Raw genomic sequence first — 12,921 nt, forward strand, 5'->3', positions numbered from 1 at the left:
TCGGAATTTCAGTGTTTGGCCGGTTTGCCGAGTTGCTGTAGCCAGTGCATCACGGCCAGCAATGCGAAGCTGATGAGCGATAGCAGCAGCGCCACAACAACCAGCGTTGGCTGCAAGCGATCCCGCAGTCCTGAAAACAGCATGACTGGCAGGGTTGTCGATTCCGGCGAGGCAAGGAAAAGCGCCGCCACCACTTCATCAAACGACGTCGTGAAGGCGAAGAGTGCGCCAGCCATAAAGCCGGGCGCGGCAAGCGGCAGGGTGACGGTCATGCAGCGGTGACGACGCGATGCTCCCAGTGAAGCAGCGGCGCGATCAAGGTCCGGGTCGAGCCCACGCAAGGATGTCATCACCGAAAGGAAGACCAGAGGGGCGGCGAGAATGGAGTGGGCGAGCACTAGCCCCATATAGCTGCCGGATAGTCCCATACGACCGAATGAATAGGCAAAGGCGACGCCAATGACGATACTGGGAACAACCATCGGCGATACAAACAGTGCGGTTAGAATAGTTTGCAGCCAGCGGTTAAGGAGCATAACGCCCGTCGCGGCCAGACCGCCCACCAGAAGCGCAACTACTGTCGTACCGATTGCCACTTTTAAGCTATTGAAGAATGAGCGAACCCATTGTTCTTGCGCAAAAACCTCATGGAACCATTTCAGCGAGAAGCCTTCCATCGGATAAGTCAGAAAAGAACTTTCATTAAAAGCCAATGGCATGATGAGCACCAGTGGAACTATCAGAAAAGCCAGCGCAAACAGGGTCGAAGCCCAGAAGATGATACGGGACATCAGGCAACCCCTCCTCTGCGATTTGCAAGCCAGCGAAGCGCGCCGAAAAGAGAAACCAGCATCACAACGATAGACAGAAGCAGCACCGAGAGAGCCGAGGCCATCCCCCAGTTGAGCGCGCGCTTGACGAAGTCAGCAATATAGAAAGACAGCATCTGGTCTTTCGGACCGCCCGTAAGCGCGGGTGTGATGTAGAAGCCAAGTGCCAGAATGAACACCGTTCCTGCTGCAACACCAACACCACGCAAGCTTTGGGGGAAATAGACGCGCAGGAAAGATTCCGCCGGGCCTGCACCAAGACTACGGGAAGCATCAACCTGTGACTGCGGAATTGTCCGCATCACATTCATCATCGGAATAATGGCAAATGGCAGCAGCACATGTGTCATTGCAACGATGACGCCGAAGCGATTGAAGATCAGTTGCAGCGGTTCATTTATCAAACCAGTCCAGAGCAGAAATGTATTCAAGACACCAGAAGTCTGAAGCAGGATCACCCATGCGGTCGTGCGCACGAGGATGGAGGTCCAGAAACTCATCAGCACTGCAACCAGAATGAAGGCTGCCATTTTGCGCGGAGCGTGCAAGGCGGCGTAGGCAAGAGGATAGCTGATCAGCAAGGTGACGAGAGTAACCTGGATCGCGATGGCCAGCGTACGCCACATGATCTGAAGGTATATGTCGTCGCCACCAGTCGTAAGCTTGCCTTCCTCGTTCACCTTGAAACCCGTGGCCCGTTCGAAGTGACGGAAGCTGATCCGGTCGGAATTCTGTGCGATAACCGTCCAGTATTTTTGTTCGTTCCAGCGCGGATCAAAGCCTGTCAGTCCAACGAGATCAGGCTCAATCGTATCGGCGGCGCGGGCCGTCTTGAGGAACAGTGTTCGAAAGCCGCTTAATTCCTGATTGAGCTCACGAGCAACCGCCGCCTGCTGACTGCCATCCATGGCCCGCATATCGGCAACAAGAGCGGCCGCCTGTGCATTTCGGTCCAGACTGTCAGCCGCCCTAAAATGCACCAAGCTGCCCGATAGTTCCCGATTGTCGAGACTGAGCGAAATGACCGAGCCTATTGGCACGAGATAAAGAAATACGTATATGACTAGCGGCACGGCCAGGCAGACAAGTGCTGCCAGTCCGCTGCCGCCCGGCTTGCGGGACGCTGCAATCATTCTGCTAACCTTTTTGGGACTTTTGCTCCGGCGGACCAACCGCCGGAGGAACTCGACAGGAATTATCGATAGACGAGACTTTACTGGGTTGCCCAACGGTTCCAGCGCTCGGTCAAGTCGTCCAGATGTTCCACCCAGAAAGAGTCTGAATAGAAGGCTGCATCCTTGATATTGTCTGCAGCAGGCAGTTCTTTCAGCATTTCGGGCGTCAGGGATTCTGCTGCCTTGGTGTTGGAAGGGCCATAGGGCATCAGAGACGAAAATTTGGCCTGATTCTGCGGATCGTTGACGATCTTGAACAGATCATTGATCTTGTCCTTGTAAGGCGAACCTTTGACCATTGCCCAACCATCCATGTTTACCAGATGGTTTTTCCAGACAAACTCGATAGGCTTGCCTTCGCGCTTGGCCATGACTGCGCGACCATTATAGCCGGTCGACATGGCGACATTGTTGGAGGCGAGCCATTCGATAGGCTGGGCACCGGATTCCCAGAATTGCAGCAGATCCTTGATCTTGTCGAATTGCGCAAAGGCCCGGTCGACGCCCTCAGGCGTCGCCAACACTTCATAGACTTTATCTGGCGCCACACCATCGGCCATGAGCGCATATTCGAGGTTCATGCTCGGACTATTACGAATGCCGCGCTTGCCAGGAAATTTTTCACGGTCGAAAAAGTCTTTCCAGTCCTGTGGGGGCTGCGGAAAAGTTTTGGAGTTATAGGCATAACCATTGCCAATCACCACATTGCCGACACCACATGGGGTCGCCGCGCCCGGCAACAGATTATCCTCGCCAATCGCCTTCCAGTCGAGCTGCTCCAGCAGGCCCTCATCGCAAGCGAGCTGAAGCTCCGAACCGCCCATGATGAGAAAATCCCACGTGACATTGCCGGTATCGACCATGGCCTTGATTTCAGCCAGACCGCCCAGATAGGTCGTTTCGACAATGTTGACACCCAGTTTTTCTGCGATGGTTTTGAAATAGGCTTCGCGCTGGGCGTCCTGATAATTGCCGCCCCAACCTGCAACGGTAAAATCTCTGGCCATCGCAACAGCGGAAACGGACGTCATAACAGCGCAGATTGCTGCAATTTTCATAGCTCTCATGATGATTCCTCCCAAAATCCCGAGATATTATTCCCCACGCTTGATCGGCACTAATAGGTCTGTTCTTGTTTGCGATCTGTACGTGTTGTGCTAAAATTATGACTGCATTAAAATTTTTGTCAAATATTTTTAATGCTATTAAATTGTCGATCATTATTTATAATCGTTCAAGTTGAGTCTAAGCGAGGGTGGCGAATGTCGACGGAACTGAATGTCCTTGATCCGCAAAGCGATGCTGTTCAGGTTGGTGAGACGTTGCGCCTGCGCCGTCAAATGCGCGGCATGTCGCTTAAGCAGGTCGCAGAACCGGCAGGAATATCCGTCGGTATGTTGAGCCAGGTGGAACGTGGGCTGGCAGCCCCGTCAATCAAGACGCTCCGGGCCATTTGTTCCGCTATGGATATGCCCGTCAACTGGCTCTTCCACCGCGACACGGACCTGGAAAATCAGGCCAACGAATTTATTGTGCAGCGCAATTGCAGGCGCTCCCTGACCTATAATGACGGCGCGCTGATCAAGGAATTGTTGACGCCTGACACCCAACCACAAATTCAAATGCTTCGCTTTCTGATGGAGCCTGGCGCAGATTCAGGCGAGCCCTATTCCAACACGGATGGCGGCAAATGCGGATTGGTTCTACAAGGAACGCTTGGTCTTGAACTCGACGCGCGCCAGTTCGTCATCAATGCGGGCGACAGTTTCGCCTTTCCGGCCCGATCTATGGTGCGATTCTGGACGGTGGGCGACAATACCTGCGAGGTCATATGGGTGGTATCACCGGCAACCGTTTAACGTTGCGGGCGCGTTGATCACTCCACTGTATAGATGGATGCATGCAGAACGTTCCGTTCAGGCAACCTCACTTGAACAGTGGCCTGAGAACACGATAAAGGCGCGGCTTTCAAACCGCGCCTCTTCTTTATTCACCGTCCGGTAGATCCTAGTGCTCTGAGAACTCCAGCACTGTACCGCTGGCGCTCTCGGGCTGCACCGCTACACCTGCGGACGTTTGCGCAAACGAAACGCCACGTGCGGACAGCGCATCGCGCGCTTTATCCAACGAACGGACCCGAATGCGAAGCGCTGCAAATGCGCTGGCGGGTGTCTTGCTCAGATCAACTTCCGGATAAAGCGATGCGGCCCGCTCACGATCGACAACCAGTAGATCGGCTGAATTTGGACCGGTCAGAACCTTCCAGCCACCGTCGTACTCAACAGCTTCCCCGGCCTTGAACAGACGAGCAAATTCTTTTGCAGCCTGTGCGGGTTCATCCGAAATGGCTACGATGGCAGATAGTCCAATCGCCCCATTTTCGTGTTCGATCAGTTCCGGCAACCAGACCGTCTCACGCGTCTTGTGCTGGCACATGAACACCATGCCCTGCGGAACTTCGCTATTTGCGAAGGATACAGTTTCGAACGCTGCAACGCCTTCACCACCACTCGGCAATTGCACAGGGCGCTGGAAAGCACCGACTTCGCCCGTCGTTATGCCAAGCGCTGCAAGCTCCGCCTTTGCCTCACGCGCGCTGTCGATCCGGCAGGCAATAGCATGCAGCCCTTCCCCTTGCGCGGCCAGCTTCTCGCGCTGGTGCAGATTACCCGGCGTTTCAGCAACAATCCCCAGAAGCTCGAAATAATCATCCGGGAACATGATCGTGTAGTTGCCGGTGCCTTTCTCCTTGCTGTGCAGCCCGCGTGGGCTCAGCGTGAAACCAAAGCGGCGATATTGCTCGGCACTTTTCTCCAGATCGTTAACCAGCAGAAAAACGTGATCGACGCCTTTTACCGGATGAGACATGTGGAGTTTCCTTTTTTCATAAAAACAGATGCTTGGAGTTGAGGCTTATTTCTTTGTCGGCGCCAATACAATCTCATGGATGGTGACGCGCGGATTCATATTGGCAACATAGAGGGCGGTTTCGGCCATGTCTTCAGGCTGGATGACGTCATCCATGCGCGCGGGGTCGAAACCCGGGCGACGTGCCAGAAGCGGTGTAGCCACCTCGCCCGGGCAAAGAACGGTGGAGCGTATACCATTTTGCCCTTCCTGCGCGTTCAGGCTGGCGCTCAGATCATTGAGCGCATGTTTGGATGCGCCATAGGGCACGCCGCCAGCCGGTGATGAAAAACGTCCCGCCCAGGACGATGTGTGGATCATCAGACCGCCACCCTGCCTGCGCATGGGCGCAAGTGCGGCGGCAATCACATTGATCGCCCCCTTGATATTGATGTCGATAACATCTTCCCATGAATCGAAATCGATATCCGCCCAGCTGCGACGCGGAATATTAAGACCGGCATTGTTGCAGAGTATATCGAGACGCCCAGCCCAATTGACGATGGCATGGGCCGTATCTGTCATCGCTTTGCGGTCAAGCACATCAGCCGGGAATGTTCGTACCTCGCCGCCAGCCGATGTTATTTCATCCGCGACAGATGCCAACGCGTCCGCTTTCCGGCCTGTCAGAGCCACCGGCCAGCCGTGGCTCGCGAACCGTCGCGCCATGGCCGCGCCGATGCCCGACCCGGCACCGGTGATCCAGACCGCACCTGGCTTGGCTTTGCCCGCATTTTCGCTCTGTTCGGGAGAAATCTGGCTCATCAACAAACTCCAATATAGAAAATCGACATTTATTAACGCATGGTTGTCGAGAAATTATACTAATTTTATCATTCAAATTAGTTTATCTTGACAAAATCATAGCGGATTCTAGCATAACCGTGCTTGCATAAGAAAAAGCCCCTTGAAGACTGCTTTAAAGAGCGTTTTCAGGGGGTTGAACAATATCGGGACGTGCGGGAAAAGAGGTCTGAAAGCCCTCCTCAACGTCCTTCAGGGGAACAAAGAATGCATATCAGAAAAGCTGGCCTTGGCCTGTTTCTCGCGGCCTTTTCGCTTGCGACGGCGTCGTCCCACGCCGAAGAAGTAAAGCGCGGCGGCACAGTCATTGTCCATATGAATACCGAGCAGGGCGTCCTCAACCCTGCGCTTCGCGCCTCCACCGGCGTTTATCAGATCACCGGCCGCATCATGGAGCCGCTGATCGACCGCACCTATGAGGGCTATGTGCCGGTTCTGGCAACGAGCTGGTCTTCGTCGGAAGACGGCAAGGCCATCACCTTCAAGCTGCGCGAGAATGTGCGCTGGCACGACGGCCAGCCGTTCACCTGCGATGACGTTTCGTTCAGCGCGATGAACCTCTGGAAGAAGCTGCTTAACTATTCGACGACGCTTCAGGCCAATCTTGAGGCTGTCGACTGTACCGACCCGCATACCGCCGTGTTCCGCTATTCCAAGCCGATGCCGCTGGAATTGCTGGTCGCAGCCATGCCGGATCTCGGTCATCCGGTGCCAAAGCATCTTTATGAAGGCACCGATATTCTGAAGAACAAGTACAATTCCGCGCCGGTCGGTACGGGTCCGTTCAAGTTCGTCGAATATGAGCGTGGCCAGCACATCATTGCCGAACGCAATGACGATTACTGGCGTGGCAAGGAATATCCTTACCTCGACCGCATCATCTGGCGTTTCATGCCGGACAAGGCTGCAGCTGCCGCAGCGCTTGAAGCTGGTGAGATGATGGAAACCGCCTTCAACGGCATTTCCATGTCGGATACCGAGCGCCTCCAGAAGGATGGCCGTTTCGACACCGGCACCAAGGGCTTCGAAAACAACGTCGCCCACTCGACCATCGAGTTCAACCTGCGCAATCCGATCCTTGCCAATCTGAAGGTTCGTCAGGCGATCTATCACGCGCTCGACATTGATTTTGCGATCAAGACGATCATGCGCGGCTACGCAAAGCCGGGCCGTGGTCCGATCCCGAGCGCTGGTGGCGCAAATTATACCGATCAGGTCCAGACCTATCCTTATGACGTCGAAAAGGCCAAGAAGCTGCTCGATGAGGCCGGCTATCCGGCAGGCCCCGACGGCATTCGCTTCAAGCTGCGCCATCGTCCGGCGCCATGGGGCGAATATACGCAGCTTTGGGCTGAATATTATGCGCAGGCCATGAAAGAAGTCGGCATTGACGTCGAAATCCTGACCAATGATGCCCCGGGCTTCCTGAACGGCGTTTATCGCGATCACGACTTCGACACAGCAAGCGGCTGGCACCAGTTCCGTTCTGACCCGGCAGTCTCGACCACCGTCTGGCTGCGTTCCGGCGCTCCGGTCGGCACGGCATGGTCCAACCAGTTCGACTACAAGTCTGACGAAATGGACAGCCTGATCGACAAAGCCGCAAGCGAGCTCGACCCTGCCAAGCGCGCCGATCTCTACCATCAGATCCAGCAGCTTGAGATGAAGGACCTGCCGGTCATCTTCGCCATCGAACATCCGTTCGTCGGTGTGACCAACAAGGTTCTCAAGAACCACCACAATACGCCACGGTGGGATTCCTCAAGCTGGTACGACCTCTGGATCGACCAATAAGCAATAAACAACCGCTGCCGGTTTCCGGCAGCGGTTCCCCCACTTTTATGAATGCTGACTATGAATATCTTGCAGGATAATCCGCAATGTCCCTGCCCCCAATTCTGACTTTTGCGCTGCGCCGTATCTTGCAGGCAATCCCCGTCATTCTCCTCATCATGATCGGGGCGTTTCTGCTGATCAAGCTTGCGCCCGGCGACACGGTTGACGCGCTTGTTGGCGACATGGGCGGCGCTGATCCGCAATTTGTTGCCAATCTGCGCACCGAATATGGCCTCGACCAACCGGTCTGGGTGCAGCTGTGGATTTACATGACCAAGCTGGCGCGGTTCGACTTCGGCTGGTCCTATGTCTATGAACTGCCTGTACTCGATGTGCTGAAGGCACGTCTTGTGCCAACGCTCCTGCTCATGCTCTCTTCCCTGTCAGTAGCCTTCATTTTCGGTATCGCGCTCGGCGCTTTCGCGGCGCGCAAGGCCTATTCGCTGACCGACAATGTCATTTCAACACTTGGCCTTGTCTTCTACGCCATGCCGAGTTTCTTCCTCAGCCTCATCTTGATGTTCATCTTTTCCGTCAAGCTGGGCTGGCTGCCGGTCGGCGGTTACAAGACACTTGGCGGGTTTTATACCGGCTGGAAGAATGTCTGGGATATCGCGGTTCACCTCGTCATGCCGACGACGGCGCTTTCGCTTATCTATCTCGCCTTCTACATGCGCCTGATGCGCACAAGCGTGCTGGAAGTAGCCGACCTCGATTATGTTCGTACCGCTCGCGCCAAGGGCGCCAGCGGCGCAAGGCTGATGTTCCATCACATCATGCGCAACGCTTTTCTGCCCGTCGTAACGCTGCTCGGCCTTCAGTTTTCCACCGTGCTTGGCGGCTCGGTTGTGATCGAAACGATCTTTTCGCTGCCGGGCCTTGGCCAGCTTGCCTATACCTCGGTGATCAAGCGCGACCTCAACACACTGATGGGCATCATTTTTCTGTGCTCGGTGCTGGTGGTGATCGTGAATTTCATCACCGATCTCATCTATGCGCGGCTTGATTCCAGGATCGAACTGTCATGACATCCCAGGACCTCTCCCTCACTCGCCCTCAGGTTTCCCGCACGAAAATTCTGTGGCAGCGCTTTAGTCGTAATCGTGCTGCCGTGCTGGGCCTCGTCCTTTTCATCGCTGTGGTTTTGATCGCGCTTCTTGCCGATTTCATTGTTCCAGGCGACCCGCTACGCCGTGCTGGGGATCCGCTTGTCTGGCCCTTCATCAATGGCGCAACACCTCTCGGCACTGATCAGCTTGGTCGCGATATCATGGCCGGCATTTTCCATGGCGCGCGCATCTCGTTGCTGATTGGCGTCGTCGCAACCTTGATCTCGATCATCATCGGCATCGTGATCGGCGCACTCGCCGGTTATTATGGTGGCTGGGTGGACGACGTTCTCATGCGCATCACCGAAGCGTTTCAGACCGTACCCAGCTTCGTTCTGCTTTTGACGCTGGTTGCCATTTTCGGCTCTTCCATCGAGAACATCATCATCTGTATCGGCATCGTGTCATGGACTGCGCCTGCCCGTATGGTACGTGCCGAGTTTCTGGCGCTGCGCAAGCGTGAATTCATCGACGCGGCGCGCAATCTGGGCGTCGGCAACATGTCGATCATCTTCCGCGAAATCCTGCCAAACGCTTTGCCACCGGTGATCGTGTTCGCCTCCGTCGTTATGGCCACGTCCATCCTCATGGAAAGCGCGCTTGCATTTCTCGGTCTCGGCGATCCCAACTATGCAAGCTGGGGCAACATGATCGGTCAAGGCCGCGCCGTACTGCGCACCGACTGGTTCTGCTCAGTCATTCCGGGCATCGCCATTCTGCTCACCGTTCTTTCCTTCAGCCTGCTCGGCGAAGGCCTGAACGACGCGCTTAATCCGAGGCAGAAAAAATAATGACCGCCGCACCCGTTCTAGAAATCAGCAACCTGAAAATCGCACTGCCAAAGGGCGGCGACCGTCCCTATGCATTGCAGGATCTGACACTGACTATCAATCCCGGTGAAATCGTCTGCCTCGTTGGTGAAAGCGGCTCCGGCAAGTCGCTTTCGGCAGGCGCGATCATGCGCCTTCTGCCGGAACCGCATGTGCGTGTAACGCACGGCACGATCAAGCTTGAAGGCGCCGATCTTTATTCGCTCAGCGAAGCTGACATGAAGAAACTGCGCGGCAACCGCATCGGCATGATTTTTCAGGAACCGATGACTGCGCTCAACCCGCAAAAGACGGTCGGCTGGCAGATCGATGAAGTGTTGCGCCTCCACACCAAGCTGAGCCGCAAGGAACGCCGCGCTGCCGTGCTCGATATGCTGGCAGAGGTGAAGATACCGGACCCGGAATCCGCTTATAACGCCTATCCGCACCAGATTTCCGGCGGACAGCGCCAGCGTGTGATGATCGCCATGGCACTGATCCTGAAGCCGCGCCTCATCATTGCCGATGAGCCGACCACAGCGCTTGATGTCACGACGCAGGCGCAAATCCTGAAACTGATCCGCGATCTGCAACGCGAGCATGATACCGGCATCCTTTTCATTACGCATGATTTCGGCGTCGTGGCAGAAATTGCCGACCGCGTCGCCGTGTTGCGACTTGGTGAGCTTGTTGAGCAAGGCCCGGCAAATGAAGTGCTGAACCATCCCCAGCACGCTTACACAAAAGCGCTAATCGCATCGGTTCCAGCACTCACCCCGCCCGAGCCAAAGCCATCCGTTGAAGCGCAACCGATTATTCTCAAGGCGAGCGCTTTACGCAAAACCTTCAAGGCGCGTGGCGGATTGCTCAGTGGCAAACGCAGCGCGGTGCCGGCCGTCAAGGATCTTTCGTTCGAGCTGCGTCAGGGAGAAACACTCGGTGTCGTGGGTGAAAGCGGTTCGGGCAAGACAACAGTTTCGCGCATCGTCACGCGTCTGCTGGAAGCAGATAGCGGTAAGGTCGATGTCAACGGCAAGGATTTTCTGAGCGCTAGCCCGCGTGAAGTGCGCGCCATGCGCAAGAATATCCAGATGGTTTTTCAGGATCCGATGGCCTCGCTCAACCCGCGCCGTCGTGTCGTGGACCTCATCGCACAAGGCCCTATCGTCCACGGTGTACCGAAGGCTGAGGCGCACGCAAAGGCCCGCGAGTTGCTGGAACTGGTCGAGCTTTCACCCGCTGCTGCCGACCGTTTTCCGCATGAGTTTTCGGGGGGGCAGCGCCAGCGCATCGGCATTGCCCGTGCACTCGCCTTGGAGCCGCGCATCATCGTCGCAGACGAGCCCGTCTCCGCGCTCGATGTTTCGGTACAGGCACAGGTTCTGCGGCTTCTGGCCGATCTGCGCGAAAGGCTGAACCTTTCACTGCTTTTCGTCACGCATGATCTGCGCGTCGCAGCCCAGCTTTGCGACCGCATCATTGTCATGTCCAAGGGCGAAATCGCCGAAACCGGCCCAACGGCAGAGGTTTTCGCCAATCCTCGCCACGAATACACACAGCGCTTGCTTGCCTCCATCCCCGGCAAGAACTGGACACCACCTCGTTTTGAGAATGCGTGAAGCCATGCAAAAAGTTGAATTCCCACCCTCCATCTGGGCAGCCACTGCACCTCCCCGCACACCGGCCAAGCCGCTGAACAGTGACGCAGAAGCCGATGTCGTGATTGTCGGCGGCGGTTTCACGGGTCTGTCGGCCGCATTGCATCTGGCGAAACGCGGCAAGCGTGTCATCCTGCTGGAGGGCAATGCTGTCGGCTGGGGCGCATCCGGGCGCAATAACGGTCAGGTCATCCCGACCATGACATCTGCCGAACCGGATGCGATTGCCAAGCGCTACGGTGCTTCGGGCGAACGTTTCGCCAAACTGATCGGCAACAGCGCGGATATTCTCTTTTCCATCGTGCGCGACGAAAATATCGAAGCTGAAGCCGAACAAACCGGCTGGTTCCAGCCTGCCCACTCGCCGGGCCGCGTGAAGCTTTCACAATTGCGCGTGGACGCATGGAAACGGTTCGGCTTTCCAGCAGAGTTTCTTGACCGGGCGGCGACATCGCAGCTGCTCGGCACTGATTTCTGGTATGGCGGCATGTTCAACCCCACTGGCGGCCATATCAATCCGCTCGCCTTCGCGCGCGGCCTTGCCGCTGCTGCAGAACGCCATGGCGCGATCATTCATGAGCAAAGCCCTGTCACGTCCTATCAGCAGGTCGGCGATCACTGGGAAGTACGCACCGACAACGCTACCATACGCGCCAAGGGCTTTTTGCTCGCCACCAATGCCTATACCGGTGAGCTCCGCGAAAGGCTCGCCCCACGTCTTGCCCGCACGATCGTGCCAGTACTCTCGTGGCAGATGGCGACCACACCCGTGAGCGACAATCTGCGTGCAACAATTCTGCCGGGACGACAGGCCGTATCCGATACGCGCGGCGACCTGCGCTTCTTCCGCTACGACGCACGCAACCGGCTGATCACCGGCGGAGTGGTGATGGGGAATTTCAACATCGCCGAACGCGTGAAGCGCAAGACCGCGCGTAATATGGCTGAATCTTTCCCGGCGCTTGGTGAACCGGAGATCACCCATGTGTGGAGCGGCTATATCGGCATGACGTGGGATCGTTTTCCGCGCGTTCATCAGCTTGGCGCCAATGGCTGGGCATGGATCGGCTGTAACGGGCGCGGGGTTGCGCTCGGCACATCGCTTGGCCGCGAATTCGCACGCGCGCTTGACGGAGAGCCGGTGCAGGAACTCGCCTTGCCCGTTTCGGAGCCAGCTCCGCTACCCTTTCATAAAGTCGCGCGGAAGATCGCGCCCTTCTATCTCGCCTGGCTTCGACGCAAGGACCTTTCCGAGCCTAATCTCTAAGCCAGCTCATTCAACGTTCATGTGAAAGGTCAGATCCATGAATCAATTGCCAATTCTCGAACGTCGCCGCATAGAGGCGATGGTTATCAAGAACATCTATGATGTTCTGCGCGAACGCTCCGGCGAAGAAGAAGCTCAAGCCGTGGTGGGCGAAGCTGTCAGCCGTTCAGCAATAGAACAGGGCAAGATCTTTGCCGATGAGCTGGGTCGCACGCCCACTCTGCAAGACTTTGCCGATATTCAGCCGCTCTGGACGAAGGAAAACGCGCTTGAAATCGACGTGATTTCGCGAGACGAAAATCATTTCGATTTCAATGTTACGCGCTGCCGCTATTCGGAAATGTATCGCGAGATGGGTCTCGGCCATATCGGGCACCTGCTTTCCTGCAATCGCGATGGCGATTTCTGCATTGGCTATAATCCCGCCATGAAGCTGGAGCGCACGCAGACCATCATGAAGGGCGCAAGCCACTGCGATTTCCGTTATACCCTCGACGCCACCGAAGAAAATACGAAGGAAGCCTGA

Annotated in this window: 12 protein-coding genes; 7 read left to right on the forward strand and 5 right to left on the reverse strand. The window is 56.1% G+C overall.

The genetic code is table 11. The features are described 5' to 3' along the window. Positions 1–8 precede the first annotated feature (8 nt). The 3 genes from FHW03_RS18925 to FHW03_RS18935 form a co-directional block, all read right to left on the reverse strand. The gene (locus FHW03_RS18925) at positions 9–791 is read right to left on the reverse strand and encodes an ABC transporter permease (protein ID WP_182522021.1); all 783 of its coding nucleotides are present in this window, start codon (positions 789–791) and stop codon (positions 9–11) included. After that, entirely contained in the window at positions 791–1,963 is a 1,173-nt protein-coding gene (locus FHW03_RS18930; protein WP_182522022.1) for an ABC transporter permease, read from the reverse strand. The genes FHW03_RS18925 and FHW03_RS18930 overlap by 1 nt, the downstream gene beginning before the upstream one ends. An 80-nt stretch (positions 1,964–2,043) precedes the next feature. Continuing rightward, the gene (locus FHW03_RS18935; RefSeq protein WP_182522023.1) at positions 2,044–3,072 is read right to left on the reverse strand and encodes an ABC transporter substrate-binding protein; all 1,029 of its coding nucleotides are present in this window, start codon (positions 3,070–3,072) and stop codon (positions 2,044–2,046) included. 195 nt (positions 3,073–3,267) lie between these two features. Between FHW03_RS18935 and FHW03_RS18940 the strand changes: the two genes are divergently transcribed. Then, a complete protein-coding gene (locus FHW03_RS18940; protein ID WP_182522024.1) occupies positions 3,268–3,864 on the forward strand; it encodes an XRE family transcriptional regulator in 597 nt (198 codons plus the stop codon). A 148-nt stretch (positions 3,865–4,012) separates the two neighbouring features. On the opposite strand, the gene FHW03_RS18945 is transcribed toward FHW03_RS18940, so the two are convergent. Continuing rightward, complete coding sequence (locus FHW03_RS18945; RefSeq protein ID WP_182522025.1) at positions 4,013–4,873, reverse strand: VOC family protein; 861 nt, start codon at positions 4,871–4,873, stop codon at positions 4,013–4,015. A 45-nt stretch (positions 4,874–4,918) separates the two neighbouring features. Beyond that, positions 4,919–5,677 (reverse strand): SDR family oxidoreductase, encoded by a 759-nt coding sequence (locus tag FHW03_RS18950; protein WP_182522026.1) that lies wholly within the window; start codon positions 5,675–5,677, stop codon positions 4,919–4,921. Positions 5,678–5,923: 246 nt separating this feature from the next. Between FHW03_RS18950 and FHW03_RS18955 the strand changes: the two genes are divergently transcribed. From FHW03_RS18955 to FHW03_RS18980, 6 genes are all read left to right on the forward strand, one after another. Then, complete coding sequence (locus FHW03_RS18955) at positions 5,924–7,510, forward strand: ABC transporter substrate-binding protein (protein WP_182522027.1); 1,587 nt, start codon at positions 5,924–5,926, stop codon at positions 7,508–7,510. 86 nt (positions 7,511–7,596) lie between these two features. Next, on the forward strand, positions 7,597–8,580 hold the full coding sequence (locus tag FHW03_RS18960; protein WP_078340684.1) for an ABC transporter permease: 984 nt from the start codon (positions 7,597–7,599) through the stop codon (positions 8,578–8,580). Next, entirely contained in the window at positions 8,577–9,452 is an 876-nt protein-coding gene (locus FHW03_RS18965) for an ABC transporter permease (RefSeq protein WP_182522028.1), read from the forward strand. The genes FHW03_RS18960 and FHW03_RS18965 overlap by 4 nt, the downstream gene beginning before the upstream one ends. Continuing rightward, complete coding sequence (locus tag FHW03_RS18970) at positions 9,452–11,089, forward strand: ABC transporter ATP-binding protein (protein WP_182522029.1); 1,638 nt, start codon at positions 9,452–9,454, stop codon at positions 11,087–11,089. Before FHW03_RS18965 ends, FHW03_RS18970 begins: the two co-directional genes overlap by 1 nt. A gap of 4 nt (positions 11,090–11,093) precedes the next feature. Further along, positions 11,094–12,395 carry an FAD-binding oxidoreductase gene (locus FHW03_RS18975; protein WP_182522030.1) on the forward strand — a complete coding sequence of 434 codons (1,302 nt, stop codon included), beginning with the start codon at positions 11,094–11,096 and terminating at the stop codon, positions 12,393–12,395. 37 nt (positions 12,396–12,432) lie between these two features. After that, entirely contained in the window at positions 12,433–12,921 is a 489-nt protein-coding gene (locus FHW03_RS18980; RefSeq protein WP_182522031.1) for an L-2-amino-thiazoline-4-carboxylic acid hydrolase, read from the forward strand.

The organism is Ochrobactrum sp. RH2CCR150 (assembly GCA_014138095.1).
Taxonomy (GTDB): Bacteria; Pseudomonadota; Alphaproteobacteria; order Rhizobiales; family Rhizobiaceae; genus Brucella; species Brucella gambitense.

Excerpts from the sequence above, each read along its gene's own strand:
- FHW03_RS18925 (WP_182522021.1), bottom strand. The coding sequence starts at position 791 with ATGTCCCGTATCATCTTCTGGGCTTCGACCCTGTTTGCGCTGGCTTTT.
- FHW03_RS18930 (WP_182522022.1), bottom strand. The coding sequence starts at position 1,963 with ATGATTGCAGCGTCCCGCAAGCCGGGCGGCAGCGGACTGGCAGCACTT.
- FHW03_RS18935 (WP_182522023.1), bottom strand. The coding sequence starts at position 3,072 with ATGAGAGCTATGAAAATTGCAGCAATCTGCGCTGTTATGACGTCCGTT.
- FHW03_RS18940 (WP_182522024.1), top strand. The coding sequence starts at position 3,268 with ATGTCGACGGAACTGAATGTCCTTGATCCGCAAAGCGATGCTGTTCAG.
- FHW03_RS18945 (WP_182522025.1), bottom strand. The coding sequence starts at position 4,873 with ATGTCTCATCCGGTAAAAGGCGTCGATCACGTTTTTCTGCTGGTTAAC.
- FHW03_RS18950 (WP_182522026.1), bottom strand. The coding sequence starts at position 5,677 with ATGAGCCAGATTTCTCCCGAACAGAGCGAAAATGCGGGCAAAGCCAAG.
- FHW03_RS18955 (WP_182522027.1), top strand. The coding sequence starts at position 5,924 with ATGCATATCAGAAAAGCTGGCCTTGGCCTGTTTCTCGCGGCCTTTTCG.
- FHW03_RS18960 (WP_078340684.1), top strand. The coding sequence starts at position 7,597 with ATGTCCCTGCCCCCAATTCTGACTTTTGCGCTGCGCCGTATCTTGCAG.
- FHW03_RS18965 (WP_182522028.1), top strand. The coding sequence starts at position 8,577 with ATGACATCCCAGGACCTCTCCCTCACTCGCCCTCAGGTTTCCCGCACG.
- FHW03_RS18970 (WP_182522029.1), top strand. The coding sequence starts at position 9,452 with ATGACCGCCGCACCCGTTCTAGAAATCAGCAACCTGAAAATCGCACTG.
- FHW03_RS18975 (WP_182522030.1), top strand. The coding sequence starts at position 11,094 with ATGCAAAAAGTTGAATTCCCACCCTCCATCTGGGCAGCCACTGCACCT.
- FHW03_RS18980 (WP_182522031.1), top strand. The coding sequence starts at position 12,433 with ATGAATCAATTGCCAATTCTCGAACGTCGCCGCATAGAGGCGATGGTT.